This window comes from Stenotrophomonas sp. LC732, from assembly GCF_052446685.1.
GTDB lineage: Bacteria > Pseudomonadota > Gammaproteobacteria > Xanthomonadales > Xanthomonadaceae > Stenotrophomonas > Stenotrophomonas muris.
Map to the genome: position 1 here is coordinate 4,264,236 of NZ_CP199214.1, position 21,156 is coordinate 4,285,391.

General features: G+C 68.4%; 21 protein-coding genes. 6 read left to right on the forward strand and 15 right to left on the reverse strand.

The window, feature by feature from the left end; all coding sequences use genetic code 11:
• Positions 1–51: 51 nt before the first annotated feature.
• The 3 genes from dinG to aroE all read right to left on the reverse strand — a co-directional run bounded on the left by dinG (position 52) and on the right by aroE (position 3,524).
• Positions 52–2,154 carry an ATP-dependent DNA helicase DinG gene (dinG, locus tag ACT6SE_RS20120; protein WP_046433081.1) on the reverse strand — a complete coding sequence of 701 codons (2,103 nt, stop codon included), beginning with the start codon at positions 2,152–2,154 and terminating at the stop codon, positions 52–54.
• Positions 2,155–2,321: 167 nt separating this feature from the next.
• Entirely contained in the window at positions 2,322–2,675 is a 354-nt protein-coding gene (locus ACT6SE_RS20125; RefSeq protein WP_014648789.1) for a hypothetical protein, read from the reverse strand.
• Positions 2,676–2,678: 3 nt separating this feature from the next.
• The gene (gene aroE, locus ACT6SE_RS20130; protein ID WP_046433083.1) at positions 2,679–3,524 is read right to left on the reverse strand and encodes a shikimate dehydrogenase; all 846 of its coding nucleotides are present in this window, start codon (positions 3,522–3,524) and stop codon (positions 2,679–2,681) included.
• Positions 3,525–3,572: 48 nt separating this feature from the next.
• On the opposite strand from aroE, the gene ACT6SE_RS20135 reads away from it, so the two are divergent.
• A complete protein-coding gene (locus ACT6SE_RS20135) occupies positions 3,573–4,436 on the forward strand; it encodes a TolB family protein (RefSeq protein ID WP_046433084.1) in 864 nt (287 codons plus the stop codon).
• Between the two features lie 120 nt (positions 4,437–4,556).
• On the opposite strand, the gene ACT6SE_RS20140 is transcribed toward ACT6SE_RS20135, so the two are convergent.
• The 4 genes from ACT6SE_RS20140 to ACT6SE_RS20155 all read right to left on the reverse strand — a co-directional run bounded on the left by ACT6SE_RS20140 (position 4,557) and on the right by ACT6SE_RS20155 (position 7,157).
• On the reverse strand, positions 4,557–4,826 hold the full coding sequence (locus tag ACT6SE_RS20140; RefSeq protein ID WP_014648792.1) for a hypothetical protein: 270 nt from the start codon (positions 4,824–4,826) through the stop codon (positions 4,557–4,559).
• 32 nt (positions 4,827–4,858) lie between these two features.
• Positions 4,859–5,848, reverse strand: a complete 990-nt coding sequence (gene hemB, locus ACT6SE_RS20145; protein ID WP_014648793.1) for a porphobilinogen synthase — start codon at positions 5,846–5,848, stop codon at positions 4,859–4,861.
• A 19-nt stretch (positions 5,849–5,867) separates the two neighbouring features.
• Positions 5,868–6,785 (reverse strand): bestrophin family protein, encoded by a 918-nt coding sequence (locus tag ACT6SE_RS20150; protein WP_046433087.1) that lies wholly within the window; start codon positions 6,783–6,785, stop codon positions 5,868–5,870.
• 123 nt (positions 6,786–6,908) lie between these two features.
• Positions 6,909–7,157, reverse strand: coding sequence for a hypothetical protein (locus tag ACT6SE_RS20155; RefSeq protein ID WP_005420185.1), 249 nt, complete (start codon positions 7,155–7,157; stop codon positions 6,909–6,911).
• Positions 7,158–7,343: 186 nt separating this feature from the next.
• Between ACT6SE_RS20155 and ACT6SE_RS20160 the strand changes: the two genes are divergently transcribed.
• A complete protein-coding gene (locus ACT6SE_RS20160) occupies positions 7,344–7,802 on the forward strand; it encodes a hypothetical protein (RefSeq protein ID WP_005420187.1) in 459 nt (152 codons plus the stop codon).
• A 105-nt stretch (positions 7,803–7,907) separates the two neighbouring features.
• Here ACT6SE_RS20160 and ACT6SE_RS20165 read toward each other — a convergent pair whose 3' ends face one another.
• The 4 genes from ACT6SE_RS20165 to ACT6SE_RS20180 all read right to left on the reverse strand — a co-directional run bounded on the left by ACT6SE_RS20165 (position 7,908) and on the right by ACT6SE_RS20180 (position 13,394).
• Entirely contained in the window at positions 7,908–9,707 is a 1,800-nt protein-coding gene (locus tag ACT6SE_RS20165) for a DUF885 domain-containing protein (RefSeq protein WP_046433089.1), read from the reverse strand.
• A gap of 67 nt (positions 9,708–9,774) precedes the next feature.
• Positions 9,775–10,290 (reverse strand): cytochrome c oxidase assembly factor Coa1 family protein, encoded by a 516-nt coding sequence (locus ACT6SE_RS20170; RefSeq protein WP_046433091.1) that lies wholly within the window; start codon positions 10,288–10,290, stop codon positions 9,775–9,777.
• 25 nt (positions 10,291–10,315) lie between these two features.
• The gene (locus tag ACT6SE_RS20175) at positions 10,316–12,541 is read right to left on the reverse strand and encodes a S9 family peptidase (RefSeq protein WP_049420816.1); all 2,226 of its coding nucleotides are present in this window, start codon (positions 12,539–12,541) and stop codon (positions 10,316–10,318) included.
• Between the two features lie 163 nt (positions 12,542–12,704).
• Positions 12,705–13,394 carry a glutathione binding-like protein gene (locus tag ACT6SE_RS20180; RefSeq protein ID WP_046433096.1) on the reverse strand — a complete coding sequence of 230 codons (690 nt, stop codon included), beginning with the start codon at positions 13,392–13,394 and terminating at the stop codon, positions 12,705–12,707.
• A gap of 110 nt (positions 13,395–13,504) precedes the next feature.
• On the opposite strand from ACT6SE_RS20180, the gene ACT6SE_RS20185 reads away from it, so the two are divergent.
• Positions 13,505–14,146 (forward strand): TIGR00645 family protein, encoded by a 642-nt coding sequence (locus ACT6SE_RS20185; RefSeq protein ID WP_019661669.1) that lies wholly within the window; start codon positions 13,505–13,507, stop codon positions 14,144–14,146.
• Positions 14,147–14,347: 201 nt separating this feature from the next.
• Complete coding sequence (locus ACT6SE_RS20190) at positions 14,348–15,361, forward strand: energy transducer TonB (protein WP_046433099.1); 1,014 nt, start codon at positions 14,348–14,350, stop codon at positions 15,359–15,361.
• 84 nt (positions 15,362–15,445) lie between these two features.
• Here the strand turns inward: ACT6SE_RS20190 and ACT6SE_RS20195 are convergent, their stop codons facing one another.
• A complete protein-coding gene (locus tag ACT6SE_RS20195) occupies positions 15,446–15,700 on the reverse strand; it encodes a hypothetical protein (RefSeq protein WP_046433102.1) in 255 nt (84 codons plus the stop codon).
• 78 nt (positions 15,701–15,778) lie between these two features.
• Between ACT6SE_RS20195 and ACT6SE_RS20200 the strand changes: the two genes are divergently transcribed.
• Both ACT6SE_RS20200 and ACT6SE_RS20205 read left to right on the forward strand, forming a co-directional pair.
• On the forward strand, positions 15,779–16,576 hold the full coding sequence (locus tag ACT6SE_RS20200) for a helix-turn-helix domain-containing protein (protein WP_046433104.1): 798 nt from the start codon (positions 15,779–15,781) through the stop codon (positions 16,574–16,576).
• Between the two features lie 99 nt (positions 16,577–16,675).
• Positions 16,676–17,386: a transposase gene (locus tag ACT6SE_RS20205; RefSeq protein WP_046433107.1), complete on the forward strand. Its 711-nt coding sequence runs from the start codon at positions 16,676–16,678 to the stop codon at positions 17,384–17,386.
• A 23-nt stretch (positions 17,387–17,409) separates the two neighbouring features.
• Here the strand turns inward: ACT6SE_RS20205 and ACT6SE_RS20210 are convergent, their stop codons facing one another.
• The 3 genes from ACT6SE_RS20210 to ACT6SE_RS20220 are packed head-to-tail and all read right to left on the reverse strand — an operon-like array spanning position 17,410 to position 20,860.
• Positions 17,410–18,594 carry an ABC transporter permease gene (locus ACT6SE_RS20210; RefSeq protein WP_041863951.1) on the reverse strand — a complete coding sequence of 395 codons (1,185 nt, stop codon included), beginning with the start codon at positions 18,592–18,594 and terminating at the stop codon, positions 17,410–17,412.
• Entirely contained in the window at positions 18,591–19,337 is a 747-nt protein-coding gene (locus tag ACT6SE_RS20215) for an ABC transporter ATP-binding protein (protein ID WP_046433110.1), read from the reverse strand. Before ACT6SE_RS20215 ends, ACT6SE_RS20210 begins: the two co-directional genes overlap by 4 nt.
• Complete coding sequence (locus tag ACT6SE_RS20220) at positions 19,334–20,860, reverse strand: alpha/beta hydrolase (RefSeq protein WP_046433112.1); 1,527 nt, start codon at positions 20,858–20,860, stop codon at positions 19,334–19,336. The genes ACT6SE_RS20215 and ACT6SE_RS20220 overlap by 4 nt, the downstream gene beginning before the upstream one ends.
• Positions 20,861–21,156: the final 296 nt, after the last annotated feature.

The window sequence follows — 21,156 nt, forward strand, 5'->3', positions numbered from 1 at the left end:
GGATTAAGTCGTTTGTGCCTCAAACGACTTAATCCCCTCCGTCCCCTTTTTTCAGCCGATCACGCGCTTGAACGGCGGCAGCGCGTCGATGATGCGCTTGCCGTAGCGGCGGGTCAGCAGCCGCGAATCAAGAATGACCACGCGGCCGGTGTCGGTGGAGGTGCGGATCAGGCGGCCGGCGAACTGGGTCAGCGTGCGCAGCGCATGCGGAATGGCGATCAGGTTGAACGCGTTGAGCCCGCGTCCCTCGAACCACTCGCTGAGGGTGGCGGTCTGTGGGTCGGTCGGCACGGCGAACGGCACCTGGGTGATCACCACCGTGGTGCAGGCCTCGCCGGGCAGGTCGAGGCCCTCGCCGAACGAGTTCAGGCCGAACAGCACCGAGCCCTCGCCTGCCTCGACACGCCTCAGGTGTTCCTCGATCAGCCGGGTCTTGGACATCTCGCCCTGCACCAGCACCTGCTTGCGGCGCGCGGCCGGCATCAGCCCGGCCACCTTCTCCATCTTCCAGCGCGAGGTGAACAGCACCATCGAGCCCTTGGCCCAGTCCAGTTCGGTGTCCAGGTAGCGCGCCACTTCGCGCGGGTGGCCTTCGCGGTCGTCCGGCGTGACCGGGAACTTCGGCACGATCAGTTCGGCCTGGTTGGGCAGGTCGAACGGCGACGACAGCGAGACCATCTCGGCCTCTTCCGGAATGCCGTTGTCGATCGCCAGCGACTGGAAGTCGCCACCGCCGGTCAGCGTCGCCGAGGTCATCACCACCGAGTCCACTTCATCCCACAGCAGCTTGCGCAGCACGTGCGCGGCCGACACCGGCGAACCGTGCAGCACCAGGTCGCCATCGCGGGTGGCAGTCACCCAGCGCGCCATCGGCGGCGCGCCGTCCTTGTCTTCGCGGCGCCACGCCTGCCACAGGTTGTACTGCTGCTCGATCATCTCCAGCGCCATGCCCAGGTTGCGCTGCAGGCGCTCGCGCGCGGCATCGTCCGGCTTGCCCTTGGCCACCTGCGTGGTGGCCGCATGGGCCCAGTTGTAGAGGCTGCGGGTATCGTCGGCCAGTGCCTCGATCGGCTCGCGCCAGGCCTCGGGCAAGCGTCCATTGGCCGCGCGCCACATCGGCTCTTCGTCCGCCGGCGCCGGCATCCACACCCGCTCGATGTGATCACGGAACGCGCGCAGCTGCTTGCCCACGTTGCTGGCGACTTCGATCGCTTCGTTGGGCAGCAGGTTGCCCAGCCGGTCCTTGTCGACCGCGCGGTACGCACCGGCGATCAGGATCTGCAGGCGGCCGGTGCGCTTGGCCATCTCGTCCAGCGCGAGGCTGGCCGCGCCCTGGTCGATCGCCACGTTGCCGATGTGATGGCCTTCGTCCAGCACCAGCAGCATGTCCGAGGGCGGCGCGATCAACGGCTGCCCGTTGTCGCTGTCACCGATCGACAGCGCCGACAGCAGCAGCGCGTGGTTGGTGACCACGATCTGTGCGTCGCGCACCGTATTGCGCGAGCGCAGCACCGCGCACTGCGCCGAATAGGCGCAGCGTCGCCCGGCACAACCCGAGGCCGGCGTGGTGATGCGGCTGCGCAGGCCGGGACTGATGGTCTCCGGCGCATTGTCGATATCGCCATCCCAGCTGCCGCTGGTGAAGGCGTCGGTCAGGCGTTTGGCGATGTCCATCTCGATCGGCGCCAGCGGCCGGTCGAACAGTGGCGCGTCATCCTCGAACATGCCGCCCTGCGAGCCCTCGCCCTGCGCCTCGGCGGCATTGCGCGTGCACAGGTAGCGGGTGCGTCCCTTGGCCAGCGCCACGGTCGCTTCCAGGCCGGTGGCCTTCAGGAAATTCGGGATATCGCGCTCGACCAGCTGCGACTGCAGCGCCACGGTGCCGGTGCTGATCACCAGCTTCTTCTTGGTGGCCAGCGCGATCGGCACGCCTGCGGTGAGGTAGCCCAGGCTCTTGCCGACGCCGGTCGGCGCCTCGACCACGCCAACGCCACCGCTTTTCGACAGCGCGCGCGACACCACGCCGATCATCTGGCTCTGCGAGCGACGGGTGGAGAAGCCGGGGGTATTGGCCTGCAGCGTCGTGTACGCCTTGCGGATCGCGTCCTTCAAGGTGTCATCGAGCGTGCGCGGAGCGGCGACGGTTTCGGTCACGCCGGGAACTACCGTAGCTGGATCAGGCCGGTCATTGTCGCATGGCCGGCCGCGTTCACTGTTGCTGGCACCCTGAACGAGCCAGCGACGACGCCCGCCGGCGCGCACGGTCCGAAGCCCGCGCCGCACAAGGGCGAAACACGCCGGGCGTGGCCCGGCGCCAGCGCTCAGGCGACCGGGGCGGGACGGCTACGCAGCAGGCGCACCAGCGCCCACACCAGCAGCACCACGCCGATGGCCTCGACCATCGCCAGCGCGAAGTGCACCACGCCGAAGATGGCGCTCATGCCCGAGATGGCGCTGAAGTTGCCGCTGCTGACCAGCCACATCGGCAGCATGCCCGCCGCCAGGCCACCCAGGCTGGACAGCAGCAACAGCAGCAGGCCGACCAGCGCGCCGGTGCGGGTGGCATCGCGCGGCGCACCGACCACCCAGACCAGGCCCACGCACAGCGCGATCAGCACCGGCAGGCGCACGCCGACCATGCTCAGCACGGTCACCATCAGGGTTGTGCTGTCCATCGGTCAGTCCTCGCCGGCCAGCACGGCCGAGCCCTGGCGCAGCGACTGGTAGACCTCGCCGGTCTGCGGGCGCACGCCGTGCCACTGCAGGAAGCTCTCGGCGGCCTGCTCGACCAGCATGCCCAGGCCGTCGACGGTATTGCGGCACTGCGCCGCACGGGCCCAGGCCAGGAAGGCGATGGCCGCCTCGCCGTAGTTCAGGTCGACGGCAGTGGTCATCGAATTGACCAGCGACAGCGGCAGCTTGAACTCGACGTCGCGGTCGCGGCCAGCCGAGGTGGCATTGACGATCAGTTCGAAGTCGCCGAGGTCGCGCAGGTCTTCCCAGTAGCGGCTGATCGCACGGCCGGGCTCGCCCATCGCGTCGATCAGTTCGTCGGCGCGCTCCGGCGTGCGGTTGACCACCACCAGTTCGGTGATGCCGGCATCGAGCAGCGCCGGGGCGACGCTGCGCGCCGAGCCACCGGCGCCGATCATCAGCACGCGGCGGCCGCGCAGGTCCAGGCCGTGGCGGTCGGTCAGGTCGCGCACCAGGCCGATGCCATCGGTGGTGTCGCCGTGCCAGCGGTCGCCCTTGCGCAGCAGTGTGTTGACCGAGCCGGCGCGGCGCGCGCGCGCGGTCAGCGTGGTGCACAGCGAGAACGCGGCTTCCTTGTGCGGCAGGGTGACGTTGGCGCCGACACCGCCCTCGGCGGCGAAGGCCTCCAGTCCGGCCAGGAACGCATCCGGGGCCAGGTCGATCGCGCGGTAGTCGATGGCGATGCCTTCCTGGCGACCGAACGTCGCGTGGATCTGCGGCGACTTCGAGTGGGCAACGGGGTGTCCGAAGACGGCGTAACGGTCGGTCATGGAATCCTCAAGCTGGCTAGACTGATGCTCTTTCGTGCACGGAACCGGATGATGCGCATCACCCCGCCCCTGCTGGTGCTCGCCGCCAGTCTACTCTCTGCCCCCGTGGCGATGGCGTTGAACGAGTACGGCATCGAAGGCATGGGCGTGGTCTCGACCCGCGCCGACGAGGGTCGCGCCACGATCAGCGCCGATGGCCAGCGCATCGTCTTCGCCCGCCGCGGCGAGGCCGGCTGGGGCCTGTGGGAGGCGCGCGTGGTGGACGGTCGCTGGCAGCAGGCACAGGTACTGCCGGTAGGCGTGGCCGGTGAAGCCCGCGATCCCTACTTCAGCCGTGACGGCCGCTGGCTGCTGTTCGCGGCCGGCCGCGAGGGCGCGCTGGCGCTGTACCGCGCCGCGTTGGCCGCCGACGGCCGGCTGGGCCCGGCGCAGCCGCTGGCCGGTGACGGTGGGCGCCGGGAAGAGCGCGGGCCGGCCCTGAGCGCGGACGGCAAGCAGCTGTTGTTTGCCCGCCAGCAGGGCCGTGGCGCCGGCTGGGACCTGTTCGTGGCGACGCTGGATGCGCAGGGCCTGCGCGGCCAGGCCAGCGCACTGAGCGCGTTGAACAGCGTCGACGACGAGACCGACGGCGACTGGCTGGGCCAGGACGGCGCCGTGGTGTTCAGCCGCGGCAACGGCAGTACCGCGCAGGTCTGGAGCAGCGGCTGTGCGTGGAGCGGTGTAGCGCTGCAGCCGCTGGGGCTGTCGTTCAACCAGGCCGGCGGCTGGACCGGTGCGCCGGTGATCGACAACGCCAAACCGGGCGAGATGATGGTGGCCAGCAGTGCAGCGAAGGCACCACGTGCCGGCGGCGTGGACGTGTACCGGTTGGCGGTGCCGAAGGTGGCGGCGGTGGCCGGGTGCGCGCGGTAGATCCACGCCATGCGTGGATGGCCGTTTGGTAGATGCCAACCTTGGTTGGCATACGTGAAAGCGCCAACCAAGGTTGGCGACTACCAGTAGATCCACGCCATGCGTGGATGAAACGCCCTGTCAGCGCGACAACACCTTGGCGCGCAACTGCTCGTACTCCATCTCGCTCAGCTGGCCGTTGTCCTTGCGCTGGTTCAACGCGGCCAGCTCGGCCTGCACGGTCTCCGGCAGCGCCTGCTCACGGGCCACGTGGCGGGCAGCGGAGAGCTGTTCCGGCGGGCGCTTGCCGGCCCGCCAGGCGGCGATGAAGACAGCGACGATGATGGCGCCGAACACCAGCGTACCGGTGCCCCAGATCAGCCATTGCACCCATCCCAGTTCGGGTCCCATCGCGCAGTCCTCCGTCTATCGTGGCGCTATTGTCAGCGCTCGCGCAGCCATCGCGCCACCTGCGGCGCGAAATAGGTCAGCACACCATCGGCGCCGGCCCGCTTGAAACCCAGCAGCGACTCCAGCACGCAGGCGCGTTCGTCCAGCCAGCCGTTGGCGAAGGCGGCCTTCATCATCGCGTACTCGCCACTCACCTGATAGGCGAAGGTCGGCACACCGAATGTCTCCTTCACCCGGCGCACCAGGTCCAGGTACGGCATGCCCGGCTTGACCATCACCATGTCGGCGCCCTCTTCCAGGTCCAGCGCGATCTCGCGCAGGGCCTCGTCGCCGTTGGCCGGGTCCATCTGGTAGGTCTTCTTGTCGGCCTTGCCAAGGCTGGCCGCGCTGCCCACCGCATCACGGAACGGGCCGTAGAACGCCGAGGCGTACTTGGCCGAGTAGGCCATGATGCGCACGTTGATGTGGTTGTCGGCATCCAGCGCACGGCGGATCGCGCCGATGCGGCCGTCCATCATGTCCGACGGCGAGACGATGTCCACACCGGCCTCGGCATGCGACAGCGACTGCTTGACCAGCGCTTCAACAGTGATGTCGTTGAGCACGTATCCCTTGTCGTCGATGATGCCGTCCTGGCCGTGGGTGGTGTACGGGTCCAGCGCCACGTCGGTCATCACTCCCAGTTCCGGGAAGCGCGACTTCAGCGCGCGGATCGCACGCTGCGCCAGGCCGTCCTCGGCCCACGCCGCCGACGCGTCCAGCGACTTCAGCGACGGGTCGATCACCGGGAACAGGTCGATCACTGGAATGCCCAGTTCCAGCGCTTCTTCGGCCACCTTCAGCAGCTCTTCGATCGACAGCCGCTCCACGCCCGGCATCGACGGCACTGCGGTGCGGCCCGCACGTTCGTGCACGAACACCGGGTAGATCAGGTCGTCGGTGGTCAGCGTGTTCTCGCGCATCAGGCGGCGCGAGAACTCGTCGTGGCGCATGCGGCGCGGGCGGTAAAGCGGGTGGGACATGGCAGGCTCCGAGGAGTGGCTATTGCAACAGGTAGCCCTGCGGCAGCAGGGGTTCGGGCAACGGGCGTTCGCCGAGCGCGTCGAGCTGGTCGATCTCGATCGTGCGCACCAGCGCGTCCAGCGGCAGGTCGTTCGGCTCCAGGCCGAACGGGTCTTCCATTTCTTCGCCCAGCTGGTCCAGGCCGAAGAAGGCGTAGGCCAGCACCGCCGACAGCACCGGCGTGCCCCAGCCCAGCGAGCTGGCCAGGCCGAACGGCAGCAGCACGCAGAACATCCATGCGCAGCGATGCAGCAGCAGGGTGTAGGCGAACGGCAGCGGCGTGGTGAGGATGCGCTCGCAGCCGGCCTGGATCGACGACATCGCGTGCAGGCGCTCTTCCAGCTGGGTGTAGAGGATCGGATCGAGTTCACCGGCGCGCAGGGCGTTGGCCAGCTCGGCAGCGATCATCGACAGCAATGCGTCGGGCACGTTCTCGCGCTGGCCCAGCTGCTCGCGCTGCGGCTTGTCCAGCCACGGCAACGCCGCCAGGGCCACGATGCGCCCGCGCAGGCGCGCGGCCAGCGCATGGGCAAAAGCCGTAGTGAGGTAGGCGATGCGGCGGCGGCGGCCGGCGTCATCGGCCAGCAGCAGGTTCACCTGGCGGGCCAGCGAACGCGATTCGTAGACCAGCTGGCCCCACAGCTTGCGGCCTTCCCACCAGCGGTCGTAGCAGGCGCTGTTGCGGAAACTGAGGAAGATCGACAGGACCAGGCCGAGCAGGGTGAACGGCGTGACGGAAACGCGCTCGATGCCGGTCGGCGGCGCCAGCTCCACCACCGCGGCCACCGCGATGGACAGGATCAGGATGGCCAGCACCTTCGGCGCGATCGCTTTTACGATCGAGCCGCGCAGGATGTACAGCAGTTGCCAGCCGTGGGGACGGGGTCGGATGATCATGGGGCAGCCGCGCCGGGCGCGGATTCACAGGCACGCGGGGGGCTCGCGCAGCCGTTCATTGTACGCCCCTGCCCGGCCCGCGGCCGTGTACCTGCGACGCCCTGTCGCACCCGGCGATGCGGCTCAGATCACGCCGCCCCCCAGGCCCAGGCGCAGGATGCCGACCACCACCACGATGCCGTTCAGCACCAGCCCGGCCCAGGCCCGGCCGCGCTTGGTCGGGTGGGTGAACAGGATGCCCAGCGCGGCGATCACCGCGCCCACGGCGGCGAACGGGATCAGGAACCAGTTGCCCCAGCCCAGCAGCGGAATCAGCGCCAGGATCATCCACAACAGCGCCAGTACGCCCCACAACAGACTGATCACGCCCATTCCACTCTCCCGCAGTTGGTTCCTGTCTGTGCACCATAGTCGTTCCCGCCGTCGCCGCCTACTGCCGTTGGCGGGGCTGTCACCGGCACCGTGCTAGCGTGCCGCCGTGCCTGCTCTGGGCCGGGTGTTGGCGCCGATTCAGAGTGGCCCGCCGATGATCGCAACCAGTCCTACAGGGGTCGTGCCATGAACATCCGTTGGGCCGCGTTGGCGGCCATCCTGCTGGTCGCCGCTGGCTGTGCCAGCACCTCCAAGGTCATGCTGGGGCGCGCCCGCGCGCCGATCGATCCGGCACTGGTGCAGATCTATTCGACGCCGCCGGCCGGCTCCCAGGAAATCGCCCAGCTGGAATCGGCGTCTGCCGTGGGCTTCGGCACGCAGGGCCAGACCGATGCAGCGGTGGCGCGCCTGAAGCGCGAGGCCGCAGCGCTGGGCGCCAATGGCGTGGTGCTGATGGGCGTGGGCAGCAGCGGCTCACCGGTGGGCATGTCGGTGGGTGCCGGCACGTTCGGCTCGCATGTCGGCGGTGGCGTCGGCATCGGTATTCCGACCACGCAGAAGCGCGCCGCCGGCGTGGCGATCTGGGTGCCGAACCCGGAACCCCCGGCACGACTGCCGACGCAGGTGATCACCCCGCAGCGGTGACGCGGCAGCATCACCGCGGGTAGTGCCGGCCGCTGGCCGGCAACCTCAGAAATCCTCCCGACGTCAGGGGAATGCCGGCCAGCGGCCGGCACTACCGGGGGGTGTTCAGCGCTTGTACTTCGGCACGAACACCTTGTTCACCGCGTCGGCCAGCTGGTCCGGCGGCAGCAGGCCCTGGTCGAGCAGGAAGTTGTTGAACGCCAGGCGGTCGAACTTCGCACCCAGTGCCAGCTCGGTCTGCATGCGCAGTTCCAGGATACGGGTGTAGCCGTAGAAGTAGCTGCCGGCCTGGCCCGGCATGCGCACCATGTAGCGGTCCAGTTCCTGGGTGGCCATCGCCTTGGACAGGCCGACCTGCTCCATCAGCACGCGCTCGCCGTTGGCGCGGTCGGTCAGGCCGAGGTTGAGCATCGGGTCGAGCATCGCGCGTGCGGCGCGCAGCAGGCGGAACTGCAGGGCGATCATCTGCCCGTCCAGCGGCTCGTATGGCACCATCTCGGCCTCGGCATACAGCGCCCAGCCTTCCACGTTCACCGAATTGAACGCGAACATGGTGCGTGCCAGCGACACGCCACGCTCGACCATCGCGGTGAACTGCAGCTCGTGGCCGGGGCGGCCTTCATGCGCACTCAGCGTCCACGCCGCCGCACCGAAGTTGAAGTCGTCGTACTGTGCGCCCGGGCCCGCGGCCGGGTTGCCCAGCGGCAGCACGAAGGTGCCCTGCTGCCCGGTGTTGTTGACCAGCGGCGCCGGCAGGAAATGCGGGGCCGGGCTGGCCGCGCTCTCGGCGGCCGAACCCAGGCGCATCTGCATGGCGCGCTTGGGCACGTCGACGATGGCATGCTCGCGGATCAGCGGATCGATCGCATCGATCACCTTGCGGTAGTGGCCTTCCAGATGGTCGTCGGCGATCTTGTCGGCCTTCAGCGCGCGGATCACCGCCACCGGGTCGCTCGGGTCGGCCACCTTCAGGCCCTTCTCCTTCACCACCAGCGGCGCCAGCTGCTGCATCGCCGAGCGGGTTTCCATGAACTCCAGCTGCGCACGCTGCATCAGCAGCTTCGGGTCGATGTCGATGCCGACCTGCTTGAGCTGGTAGGCGTACAGCGGCGCCGGCAGCCGTGCGTCGGTGCGCGCCTTCGGCAGCACGGTCGAGCGCGTCCAGCTGGCGTAGTCCTTCATCTGCCCGGCCAGAGCCTTCATCGCTTCATCGGCGCCGGCGATCTGGTACTTCTTCAGCAGCGACTCGATGCCGCTGATGTAGGTCTCGACGTTGTCCAGCGACTGCTGCACTTCGATCTTCGTCGGCTGCAGCAGGCTGCTGTCCTTCAAGCGCTCTTCGTAGCGCTGGCGGGCCAGCGTGGTGAACGCGGTGCCGCCCGGCTGCAGGCCGGCGTAAGCCTTGAGGCGGTCGATCGCCTTGGCCCGGCGCTCGGCCGGCACCTGGTCGGACAGCAGCAGGTTGAGGCCGCTGAACACCGTCTGCGGCGCGTCACTCCACGGCAGCAGGTACTTCTCGTTGAGCTCACTGCCTTCGATGTTCTGGTTGGCGGCGTGGATCATGATCTCCAGGTCCTGGCGGACGTTGGGATCCTGCTCGGTGGCCAGCTTCGCCTTCAGTTCGTCGCGGGCCTTGGCCATCGCGGCGCGGTAGCGCTTGCCGTTGTCCGCGCCGAGGTCGGCCACCTTGTCGTCGTAGCCGGGCACGCCGAAGAAGCCGGTTTCTTCCGGCTGGAACGGGCCCTGCGCATCGAGCAGGATCTGCGCCAGTGCGTTGCTGCGGGCGACCCAGGCCGGGCTGGCCGGTGTGGCGGCCTTGGCGGCGGGTGCCGCCAGCGCCGGCGGTGCGGACAGCAGCGGGGCGGCGGTCAGGGCCAGGGCAACGGCCAACGCGATCGGCTTCATGGTGCACTCCAGGACAGGGTTGCCCGCACCCTACGCGCTCAGCGCGGTGGCGACAATCGGCCGGAGGTCACAACGCTGCGGTCAGCGGGCATTCGCCGCGTTCGCGGCAGGCCTGCAGTTCGCATTCCTGCGCGGCCTCATCGTCATCCAGCGCAGTCAGGTCGAAGGTCTGCTTGTTCTCGCCCAGCACGTACATCACCGGGTAGTCCCACACGTCGTCACTGCGGGTGCCCTTCACGAACAACCGGCCGTGTGCGCGGGGGCCTTCCAGGGCCACGGTCAGGCCGACATCGCGCTGGCCGTTGAGCGCGGTCTGCATGCTGCCCAGCGGCATCGATTCGGCACGCAGCGGCTCGCCGAAGGCTTCCACCAGTTCGATGCTGCAGCCGGCGCGACGCATCGCCTCGCGCATCGGTGGGCTCTCGCGTGCCGCCTCACTCCAGCGCAGCACGCTCCAGGCCACCGTGCCACCAGCCCCGGCCAGCACCACCAGCACGGCCACGGGCATCGCCCAGCGCCAGTGGCGGGACCACCAGCCGGCGGGCTTCGGGCCGTGGGTGGGAATCGGCGGCGGCAGTGTCATCGGCGGGCTCCTTCCCGTCTGTGTTTCAAGGCTTCAGGCAGCGCCCCAGGAAGGCTTCGGCCACACGGTAGCGATGCAGGGCATCGGCGCCGGACAGGCCATGCTTGGCACCCGGGTAGGTCATCAGCTCGAACGGCTGGCCGCGCTTCTGCAGCGCGCTCATCAAGCTGGTCGAATTGGTGAACAGCACGTTGTCGTCCGCCATGCCGTGGATCAGCAGCAACGGCGAGCGCAGCCCATCGATGTGGGTCAGCACGCGCGCTTCACGGTAACCGGCGTCGTTGCGCGCCGGCAGGTCCATGTAGCGCTCGGTGTAATGGCTGTCGTACAGGCCCCAGTCGGTGACCGGGGCACCGGCCACGCCGCAGGCGTACTGGTTCGACGCCTTGGCCAGCAGCATCAGGGTCATGTAACCGCCGTTGGACCAGCCCTGCACGCCGATGCGCGCCGGGTCCACCCACGGCTGCTGCTTGAGCCAGGCCACGCCGCGCAGCTGGTCGGTCACTTCCACCGTGCCCTGCTTCCCGTACAGCGCACCACCGAAGTCGCGGCCGCGGCGCGGGGTGCCGCGGTTGTCCAGCGAGAACACGACGTAGCCCTGCTGGGCCAGGTACTGGTTGAACAGATGGTCGCCACGGCCGGGCCAGCTGTCGGTGACAGTCTGGCTGGCCGGGCCGCCATAGACATACACCGCCACCGGGTAGCGCTTGGACGGATCGAAGCCGGCCGGCTTGATCAGGCTGTAGTGCAGCGGCGTCTTGCCGTCGGCGGCGGTGAGCGTGCCGAACTCGACCGGGCGCTGCGCGTCGCGGTAGCGCGCATACGGGTGCTTGGGATCGGCCAGGTTGTTTTCCACCAGTGTGGCGATCTTCTCGCCGTTGGCGCGGAACAGCTCGATCTGCGGCGGCGTGGTGCTGTTGGACCAGCTGTCCACATAGACGCTGGCATTGCGGGCGAACGTGGCGCTGTGCATGCCCGGCGCCTTCGACAGGCGCTGCGGCTCACCGCCCTGCAGCGATACCGCGTAGATCTGGCTTTCGCGCGGGCTTTCGATGCCGGCGCGGAAGTAGGCCTTGCCGGCCGTCTCATCCACCGCCAGCAACTCGTCCACCGGCCAGTTGCCGTGGGTCAGCGCGGTGGCCTTGCCCTTGCTGTCGATGCGGTACAGGTGCTGGAAGCCGGTGCGCTCGGACGACCACAGTACGCTGCCGTCTTCAAGGAAGCGCAGGCTGTTGTGCAGCGGCACCCAGGTCGGGCTGGTTTCGTGGGCGAGTACGCGCTGGCGGTTGGAGTCGAGTGCCACTTCCACTAGGTCCAGCTGCTTCTGGTCGCGCGACTGGCGCTGGAAGCTCAGGTGCTGCGCATCGCGCCAATCGACGCGGGCCAGGTAGATGTCCTGTTCCTTGCCCAGGTCGATCCAGCGCGGCTGCGCCTCGGCGGCCGGTGCGATCACGCCCAGCTGCACGCGCACGTTGGCGTCACCGGCGGCCGGGTAACGCTGTTCGATCACATCGGTGCGGTCGGCGTAGACCTCGTAGCGCTTCTGCACCGGCACCGGTGCCTCGTCGATACGGGCAAAGGCAATCGCCGAATCATCCGGTGCCCACCAGTAACCGGTGTGGCGGTCCATCTCTTCATCGGCGACGAACTCGGCCACGCCGTTGCCGATGGTGGTGCTGCCGTCGCGGGTCAGCTGCAGCTGCTTTCCACTGGCCAGGTCGATCACCCACAGGTTGCGGCCGCGGATGAAACTGACGAAACCGCCCTTGGGCGACAGCTTGGCGTCGGTGGCGAAGCCTTCACCGTGGGTCAGCTGGCGCACGGCCGCCGCCCCCTGCTGCTTCAGGTCGTACAGGTAGAGTTCGCCGCCCAACGGGAACAGCAGGCGCTGTGCGTCCGGCGACCACTGGTAATCGACGATGCCGGTCATCGCGGCGATGCGCTGGCGCTCGCGGCGCGCCTTTTCCTCATCGCTGAGGGTCTCGGTGCCGGGCAGCACCACCTTGGAATCAACCAGCAACCGGGTCTGGCCACTGCCGATGTCGTAGGTCCACAGGTCCAGCTGGTTGCGATCGCTGTCCTTGCCGCGCAGGAAACTGACCTGCGAACCGTCCGGCGCCACCTTGGGCTTCATCAGGGTCGGGCCGGACAGCGGCAGCGGGCCGGTGATGGCCTCCAGGGTCAGCTTCTCGGCGTGGGCGGCGGTACTGGTGGCGAGCATGAGGGCAAGCGAAGCGAACAGGTGGCGCATGGAGGATCCCGGCAAACGGCAGGTCCGCCCGGCGGCAGGCGCGGGGCGGTCGTTCCCCCATCCTAACCAAGCCCGTGCAGGAAGGCAGCATGACCTTCTGCCCATGCTGCGGTGCTGGGGTCAGGGCCCTTTGCGTTGCAAAGGGATCCGACCCCGCGGCGGGTCAGCGCTGGCCGAACAGGTGCTTGCGCTCTTCGTCGCTGAGCGGCTTGCCGGCGTTCGGGTTCACCTGCTGGCGCAGCGCATAGGCGCGCTGGGTGGCCGGGCGCGCGGCGATGGCCTCGTGCCAGCGCTTGAGGTTCGGGAACGCGGCGAAGTCCACCGGCAGCTTGTCGTAGGCGCCGATCCACGGGTAGCTGGCCATGTCGGCGATGGTGTACTCGTCGCCGGCCAGGAAGGCGTGCTGGGCCAGGCGCTTGTCCATCACCCCGTGCAGGCGGCGCACCTCGTTGTCGTAGCGCTCGATCGCGTAGGGAATCTTTTCTGGTGCGTACACGTTGAAGTGGCCCATCTGGCCACTCATCGGGCCTAGGCCGGCCATCTGCCAGAACAGCCATTCCAGGGTGGCCACGCGGCCGCGCGGGTCGCTGGGCAGGAAGCGGCCGGTCTTCTCGGCCAGGTACAGCAGGATCGCACCGGACTCGAACACGCTCTGCGGGGCACCGCCATCGGCCGGGGCGTGGTCGACGATGGCCGGCATCTTGTTGTTGGGCGAGATGGCCAGGAACTCTGGCTTGAACTGGTCACCCGAGCCGATGTTGACCGGGTGGATGCGGTACTCCAGGCCGGCTTCCTCCAACAGCAGGGTCACTTTGTGGCCGTTCGGGGTGGGCCAGTAATACAGGTCGATCATGGCGTCGGCTCGGGGTGCGGAAAGGAACCTGAAGTCTAGTGCGTGAGTTGGGTTGGCACCGTCATGGCGGGCCGGTAACCTCGCGGCTCCCCCGAAACGCACTGTCCTGCATGAGCCACAGTCCTCGTCCCCTGTCCCCGTTGTCCTCGCTGATCTTCGCCTCGCGCTGGCTGCAGCTGCCGCTGTACCTGGGCCTGATCCTTGCCCAGTGCGTCTACGTGTTCCTGTTCGGCAAGGAACTGTGGCACCTGCTGTCCCACTCGGTGTCGATGGGCGAACAGCAGATCATGCTGATCGTGCTGGGCCTGATCGACGTGGTGATGATCTCCAACCTGCTGGTGATGGTGATCGTCGGCGGCTACGAGACCTTCGTCTCGCGCCTGCGCCTGGAAGGCCACCCGGACCAGCCGGAATGGCTGAGCCACGTCAACGCCAGCGTGCTGAAGGTGAAGCTGGCGATGGCGATCATCGGCATCTCCTCGATCCACCTGCTGAAGACCTTCATTGCCACCAGCGCGCTGAAGGGACTGCCACTGTGCAAGCCGGAACAATGGGCGGCAGCAGTGTCTTCGGCTTCGACCAGCTTCTACAACGCTGGCGTCGATACCTGCACGACCATGACCCAGGAAGGCGTGCTGTGGCAGACCATCATCCACTGCGTGTTCATCCTGTCGGCGATCGGCATCGCCTGGACCGACAAGCTGATGTCCAACGGCCACAGCAAGTCGCACGACAAGGCACACGACCACTGAGGTCGCCGCCGGCCACGACATGATCGCCGCAGCCCCACCCGGCCACCACCCCTTGTGCGGGGCAGTGGCCGGGATGCTAGATTGCATCCTCGCCGTTGCCGGCAGTGGCGTCGGGAAACGCCACCCTGCCGCGCCTGGACCACGGGTCCCGGCCATGCATATCAATGATTTACGTCACGTCGTCTTCTAAAGGGGAGCAGGATGTCGCACGTCTCAACGATCACCGCCGCGCGCCGGTGGCTGCCGGTTGCTTTGGCACTGGCGCTGGCCGCCTGCTCGGGCAAGGAAGAATCCGCAGCACCGGCTCCGGCCGCCGCCCCCACCGCCGCTGCACCGGCCGCACCGGTGGTCGCCGCCAAGGTGCAGTCGATGGGCACCGAGCAGCTGCGTGAGTCGGCCAGCCAGGCCCTGCGCGAGAACCGCATGTACGCGCCGGCCGGCGACAACGCCATCGAGTACTACCTCGCCCTGCGCGACAAGACCCCGGACGACGCCTCGGTGAAGAGCGCGCTGACCGACCTGCTGCCGTACACCCTGATCGCCGCCGAGCAGCACCTGGGGCGCGAGGACTACACCGAAGCGCAGCGGCTGGTGGCGCTGATCGAGAAGGTGGATGCATCCGCGCCGGCCCTGCCGCGCCTGAAGGACGGCCTGGCCAAGGGCGTGCAGAACGCGGCCAAGCGCACCGAGGCCGAAGCCGAGAAGGCCAAGAAGGACGCCGAGGACCGCAGCAAGCAGCAGACCGAACAGCAGCGCCTGGCCGAGCAGCGTGCCAAGGAAGCCGACGCGGCCAAGCAGATCGCTGCGCAGCAGGATGCCGCCCGCCGCGACAACGAGCGCCAGGAAGCCGAGCGCCAGGCCGCCGCGCGCCGCGAAGCCGAGCTGAAGCAGCAGCAGGCCGCCGCCCAGCAGGCCAGTACCGCACGCCAGGCCGCGGCTCCAGCGGCCGCTGCGGCGCCGAACCTGCGCCCGGTCAGCACCCCGGCGCCGCGCTATCCGTCCGAGGCACTGCGTGCAGGCACCTCCGGCGAAGTGCTGGTGGAAATCACCGTCGGCACCGACGGCTCAGTGACCAACGCCCGCGTATTGCGCGCAACACCGTCGCGCGTCTTCGATCGCGAAGCCATGAACGCGGTCAAGCGCTGGCGCTTCGAGCCGGTCAGCGCACCGGTCACCACCCGCCGGACCCTGGTATTCGCCCCGGGCGGCACCTGACCGCAAAAAGGGGACGGAGGGGATTAAGTCATTTCCGCCCCCCGCAATGAGGACACGGCCCGGCATGTCCGGGCCGTGTTCGTTTCAGGAGAGGCTGTCGATCAGGCGTTGCAGTGCCGGATCGCGCGCGGCCAGCACCTGGAACAGGCCCAGCGCATGCAGGCCCGGCAGCAGCCCACGCAGATCTGCTTCGGCGGTGGCCCGGGTGGCGTCATCGCTGGCGGGGTCCTGCCAGTCACGGACGCTGGCGAGGAAGGCGCCGACGCTGCCCTTGCGCACGGTGAGGCCGTTTACCTGCACCTCGTCCTGATGGTCGGGAAGAATGTCCTGCGGCTGCATGGGTGATGCTCCTGTGGGATCGGGAGCCCAGTGTGACGCCCAGTCATCGGCAGTTCTGCCGTATAACTGTCATTGGATATGGCAGATCAGACATCACCTGTGCTGATTGACCCCGCTTTGGCGAACGCTGAAGGCGGTCCCCTCGTCATGGCCTCCCAGCTGCGGGTGCCGGGACGGCGCCGCACCGCGCGCCACCAGCACGTGCGCGGCCAGTTGCTGGGTGCCCACCACGGCCTGCTGCGGATCGAGGCCGGCGACCTGCACTGGCTGCTGCCGGCGGGGCATGTTGCCTGGATACCGCCCTTGCTGCCCCACGCCCTGGTAGGGGCAGACGCATTCGATGGCTGGAGCCTGTACGTCCGCGCCGATACCGGCCTGGATCTGCCCCCGCTGCCCCGTATTTTCCAACCCGATGCGCTGTTGCAGGCGGCGGTGACGCGCGCACTGCGCTGGCCCCATCAGGCACTGGACGCTGCGCAGGCACGCCTGGCCGGCGTCATCGCCGATGAGATCCGTGCCAGCACTCCCTTGCCATTTGCCCTGCCACAGCCGCGGGATCGCCGGTTGCGGCGGATCGCGGCGGCGCTGGCGCGTTCGCCGGACGACCTGCGCAGCGTCGAAGCGTGGGCAGCCGCCAGCGGACTGTCCAGCCGCAGCCTCGCCCGCCGTTGGCAGGCCGAAACAGGCATGACCTTGAGCCAGTGGCGGCAGCGCCTGCGCGTGCTGCTGTCACTGCCACGCCTGCTGGCAGGCGAACCGGTGATCAGCGTCGCCCTGTCGATGGGCTACGACACGCCCAGTTCCTTCATCAACGTGTTCAAGCGCGAGATGGGGGTAACGCCCGCGCGGTACGCAAAAGGGGACGGAGGGGATTAAGTCGCTTCTGACTCCTCCGATACGCCTGCGCGGCATTACCTGATGCCCTACGCCACGGTGCCGATGCCAGGCTGAGGCCCCCTTCGACCTGGGAATCCCATGCCCCGACAAGCGCGCCTGATGCTGGCCGGCCAGGCCTATCACGTGGTCCAGCGCGGTGTGAACAAGGGTGCGATCTTTGTCGACGACATCGACCGGCAACTGTTCCTGCATCTGCTGCACAGCGCTTTCCTCAAGCACCGCGTCGCACTGCATGCCTACGTACTGATGGACAACCACATCCACCTGCTGGCCACGCCATCCACGCAGCGTGGGCTGGCCGATGCAATGCGCATGCAGGGCAACAACTATGTGCAGGCTTTCAACCAGCGGCACGGCCGCACCGGTCCCCTGTGGCAGGGCCGCTTCCATTCCTCGATGATCGACAGCGACGCTTACCTGCTCAGCGTATACCGCTACATCGAACGCAATCCCGTTCGTGCCGGCATTGCGGTCAGTGCTGAAGATCATCCGTGGTCCAGCGTGCACGGCAACCTTCAACGACGCGATGACCCCATGCTGACCCCGCATCCCGCATTCAGAGCGTTGGCCGCGACCGCTCGCAACAGGACGACGGTGTATGCGCGATTCCTGCGCGATGTGAATGCGTCCGCCGATCTGCCCGCAATCCGCAGTCATAGCGCCAAACAGCGTCCGTTGGGGGATGCTGCGTTCCTGCGGATGGTAGAGAAGACGCTCGGGCGGCCGGTGGCGATGCGAAGACAAGGCCGCCCGCGCAAGGAGGGGACGGGAGGGGCAGAAACGACTTAATCCCCTCCGTCCCCTTTTTGGGGTCAGCCGGAGATGGCCAGGCGCTCGTTGTGGTAGCGGCGCACGGCGGCGAACCACAGCACGGCGGCCAAGCCGAGGCTGGCGCCGAGGTAGATCGCCCAGACTGCGGGGGTGATGGTCTCGTGGCGGATCACCTTCAGCAGCATCTGGTTCTGCGACAGGAACGGCACGGCGTACTGCCACATCTCGCTCTTCAGCGGATAGGCCACCAGTGCGTAGCCGGGCAGCATCGGCAGCAGCATCAGCCAGGTCATGTGGCTCTGCGCTTCCTTCATGCTCTTGGCCGCGGCCGACAGGAAGGTCAGCAGCGAGGTGCCGATCAGCAGCATCGGCAGCATCACCAGCAACATCTGCAGCATCGAGCCGACGTTCATGTTGAACTGGCGGCCGATGTTGCCGGGTGCGATCTGCGCGCTCACCTTGAACGCGACCAGGGTCAGCAGCAGCGACACGAAACCGACCACGCAGGCGGCGGCGATCTTGCCGCTGACGATCGCGCTGCGCGAGCCCGGCGTGGCCAGCAGGGGTTCCAGCGACTGCCGCTCGCGCTCGCCGGCGGTGGCGTCCATCACCAGGTAGGCACCCCCGATGAACGAGGTCAGCGTCAGCAGTACCGGCAGCAGCATCGACAGGATCATGCCGCGCTTGGCCTCGGCACTGGCCAGGTCCTGGCGCGCCACGTCCAGCGGGCGTGCCACCTGTGCATCGATGCCGCGTGCCATCAGGCGCAAGGCACCGACCTGGCCGTTGTAGGTGGCCAGCGCCGCCTCCAGGCGTGCACTGGGTACCTCGGCCGCGCGACGCGTGCTGTCCTTGATCACCTCCACCAGCGCCGGCTTGCCCTCGGCCCAGTCCTTGCCGAAGTCCCCGCTGATGCGCAGCGCCACATCGATATCCTGGCTGCGGATGGCCTCGGCCAGGTCCTTCGGCGCCGGTGCGGCATTGAGGCCCTGTGCGGCGAGGAAGCGCACCAGGTTCGGCGCGTTCTCCGCGCCGATCGTCGGGATCTGCAACGGCTCCTCGATCTGGGTGCGCACCCGGCTCTCGGCCAGCTTGCCCATGCCCAGCAGCAGCACCGGGTACAGCAGCGGCCCGAACAGCAGGGTCAGCAGCAGCGTGCGGCGGTCACGCGACAGGTCGCGCAGTTCCTTGCGCATCACCGTCATCAGGGTCGACATCATGCTCATGCGTGCAGGCCCTCTTCGCTGCCGATCAGTTTCACGAACGCGTCCTCAAGGTTGGCTTCACCGGCCTGCGCACGCAGATCATCGGCGCTGCCCGCGGCCATCACCGTGCCCTTGGCGATGATCACGATGTGGTCACACAACGCGCCCACCTCCTGCATGATGTGGCTGGACAGGATCACGCAGCGACCCTCTTCGCGCAGGCCCAGCAGGAAGCGGCGCAGCGCGCGCGTGGTCATCACGTCCAGGCCGTTGGTCGGTTCGTCGAGGATGACGTTGCGCGGATCGTGCACCAGCGCGCGGGCAATCGCGGTCTTGGTGCGCTGGCCCTGCGAGAAGCCATCGGTCTGCCGGTCGAGGATGTCGCCCATGTCCAGCGCGTGCGACAGCACCTCGATGCGTTCGCGGATGCGCTCGGCCGACAGGCCATGCAGCTCGCCGAAGTAGGCGATGTTCTCGCGCGCGGTCAGACGCTTGTAGACGCCGCGCGCATCGGGCAGTACGCCCAGGTGGCGACGTACCTCCACCGGATTGCCGGCGGCATCGATGCCATCGACGCTGATGCTGCCCTGGTCAGGGGTCATCAGCGTGTAGAGCATGCGCATGGTGGTGGTCTTGCCGGCACCGTTGGGGCCGAGCAGGCCGGTGATCTGCCCATCGCCGGCGCGGAAGCCGACGTTGGCGACCGCCTGGATGCGGCCCGTGCGGGTATCGAAGGCCTTGTGCAGGTTGTCGGCGACGATCATGGTTCCCATCCGTTGAACGAGGTGAACGCCGGCACGTAGCTCAGCGTGTCCAGGCAGCCGGCATCCAGCGCCTTGGCATCGGTCTTGTCGATGAACTGGCCGAGCAGCCGCGGCATGCAGCCGGCGGTCAACGTGCCATGGCCCTGGCCACGGGCGACCAGCGCACGGCCATTGGGCAGGCCCTTGAGCACCTGTGCGGCGTAGCGCGGGGGGGTCACCGGGTCCAGCTCACCGGACAGCAGCAGTGCCGGCACGTCGCTGCGCAGCGGCACGGCATCGGTTGCCGGCGCCGGACGGTGCGGCCACACCGGGCAGGCGGCGAAGAAGGCGCTGGCCACTTCGTTGCCGAACAGCCGCTCGGGGTCCTCGGCCGGCGCGTGGTAGCGCGGCGCATCCTCGCTGCAGATCACCGACCACTGCATGCCGCGGTTGATCTGGAAATCCATGCTGCGGTTCGCGCCGCGCGCCAGCGATGCCAACGGGGCATAACGACCGTGCGCGGCTTCATCCAGCACCAGTGGCAGCAGCGAGGAATACTGCGGCACGTAGGAGAAGGCGAAGGCCAGGCCGACCACGCTGTCCGGCGTCAGGACATCCTGCCGCGGTGCGTTGGTACCCGGGTCGCGATACTCGACCGAGACCGGTGCACGGCGCAGGGTGTCGACCACGCTGCGCAGCTGCGCGCGGGTATCGGTCGGGAAACGCTTGCTGCACGCGGCATCCTTGCGGCACTGCGCCGACTGCAGGGCGATCGCATCCTCGAAGGTGGTCGCGAAGTCGCCACCGACCACCAGCTCGTTCGGTACCACGCCATCGATGACGATGCTGCGGGTGTGCTGCGGATAGGCCCCGGCATAGCGCTGGGCCACGCGGGTACCGTAGGAGCCGCCAACCAGGTTCAGCTGGTCCACACCGAGCGCCGTACGCACCGCATCCAGATCGGCGATCGCCTCGGTGGTGGTGTAGAAGCGCGCATCGGCACGCCCCTGCAGCGATGCGGCGCAGCGCTGGGCGTAGTCGCGCAGCGATGCCTCGGAAGGCGCGGCATCCTCGTCCATCTGCAGCGGCTTGCCATCTGCGCCCAGACAGCTGAGCGGGTTGGAGCCGCCGGTGCCGCGCTGGTCGATCAGGAACACGTCGCGCTGCTTGCGCACCTGGCGCAGTGCGGTATCGACGATGACCGCCACCTCGCTGGCCGCCTGGCCGGGGCCGCCGGCCAGGAAGAACACCGGGTCGGGCTGGCTGGCGCCGCTGCTGCCCGATTCCAGCCAGGCGATGCGCAGGCCGATCCGGCGGCCATCGGGCTGGGCCCGGTTCTCCGGCACCTGCAGGGTGGCGCACTGCGCCTCCACGTTGGCGCTGGCGCCTTCGGTGGACAACGTGCAGGGCTGGAAGTCGATCGTGCCGAAGCGGCGGCTGGGTGCATCGCTGGCGCTTCCGGCGGCGGCCGGCGGCGGTTGGCTGCACCCGGCAAGCATCAGGCTGGCCAGCATCCCGGCCAGCGCGAGGTGGTGTCTTTGCATCGTGCTCGTTTCCCCTGGAGGACGTTCCTGTCGACCACGACGGGCTGCCGCGGAAGATGTGACCCAACTTACACGGGCAGCGCGCCGACGGCGATGGGCAATGACGAATCCGCCGCCGACGGCGCGCAGACCTGGCAGTCCCGCGCTCGGCCTTGGCCCGTGCAGGGCGGCATCGGCGGCGGCCAGCAGCACCCCAAGGGCCAGTGTTCCGGCCCGACGGCGATGCGGGGTCTGAAAACGGCGAGCACGGCGACCGGCGCATGCGCACAATCCGCGGAAAACCCAAGGAGACGCCC

Coding starts and splice junctions, on each gene's coding strand:
- aroE (WP_046433083.1), bottom strand. CDS start 3,524: ATGACCGACCGTTACGCCGTCTTCGGACACCCCGTTGCCCACTCGAAG.
- ACT6SE_RS20165 (WP_046433089.1), bottom strand. CDS start 9,707: ATGAAGCCGATCGCGTTGGCCGTTGCCCTGGCCCTGACCGCCGCCCCG.
- ACT6SE_RS20175 (WP_049420816.1), bottom strand. CDS start 12,541: ATGCGCCACCTGTTCGCTTCGCTTGCCCTCATGCTCGCCACCAGTACC.
- ACT6SE_RS20220 (WP_046433112.1), bottom strand. CDS start 20,860: ATGCAAAGACACCACCTCGCGCTGGCCGGGATGCTGGCCAGCCTGATG.
- ACT6SE_RS20185 (WP_019661669.1), top strand. CDS start 13,505: ATGAGCCACAGTCCTCGTCCCCTGTCCCCGTTGTCCTCGCTGATCTTC.
- ACT6SE_RS20215 (WP_046433110.1), bottom strand. CDS start 19,337: ATGATCGTCGCCGACAACCTGCACAAGGCCTTCGATACCCGCACGGGC.
- ACT6SE_RS20135 (WP_046433084.1), top strand. CDS start 3,573: ATGATGCGCATCACCCCGCCCCTGCTGGTGCTCGCCGCCAGTCTACTC.
- ACT6SE_RS20155 (WP_005420185.1), bottom strand. CDS start 7,157: ATGGGCGTGATCAGTCTGTTGTGGGGCGTACTGGCGCTGTTGTGGATG.
- hemB (WP_014648793.1), bottom strand. CDS start 5,848: ATGTCCCACCCGCTTTACCGCCCGCGCCGCATGCGCCACGACGAGTTC.
- ACT6SE_RS20170 (WP_046433091.1), bottom strand. CDS start 10,290: ATGACACTGCCGCCGCCGATTCCCACCCACGGCCCGAAGCCCGCCGGC.
- ACT6SE_RS20140 (WP_014648792.1), bottom strand. CDS start 4,826: ATGGGACCCGAACTGGGATGGGTGCAATGGCTGATCTGGGGCACCGGT.
- ACT6SE_RS20205 (WP_046433107.1), top strand. CDS start 16,676: ATGCCCCGACAAGCGCGCCTGATGCTGGCCGGCCAGGCCTATCACGTG.
- ACT6SE_RS20195 (WP_046433102.1), bottom strand. CDS start 15,700: ATGCAGCCGCAGGACATTCTTCCCGACCATCAGGACGAGGTGCAGGTA.
- ACT6SE_RS20190 (WP_046433099.1), top strand. CDS start 14,348: ATGTCGCACGTCTCAACGATCACCGCCGCGCGCCGGTGGCTGCCGGTT.
- ACT6SE_RS20160 (WP_005420187.1), top strand. CDS start 7,344: ATGAACATCCGTTGGGCCGCGTTGGCGGCCATCCTGCTGGTCGCCGCT.
- ACT6SE_RS20200 (WP_046433104.1), top strand. CDS start 15,779: ATGGCAGATCAGACATCACCTGTGCTGATTGACCCCGCTTTGGCGAAC.
- ACT6SE_RS20210 (WP_041863951.1), bottom strand. CDS start 18,594: ATGAGCATGATGTCGACCCTGATGACGGTGATGCGCAAGGAACTGCGC.
- ACT6SE_RS20150 (WP_046433087.1), bottom strand. CDS start 6,785: ATGATCATCCGACCCCGTCCCCACGGCTGGCAACTGCTGTACATCCTG.
- ACT6SE_RS20125 (WP_014648789.1), bottom strand. CDS start 2,675: ATGGACAGCACAACCCTGATGGTGACCGTGCTGAGCATGGTCGGCGTG.
- ACT6SE_RS20180 (WP_046433096.1), bottom strand. CDS start 13,394: ATGATCGACCTGTATTACTGGCCCACCCCGAACGGCCACAAAGTGACC.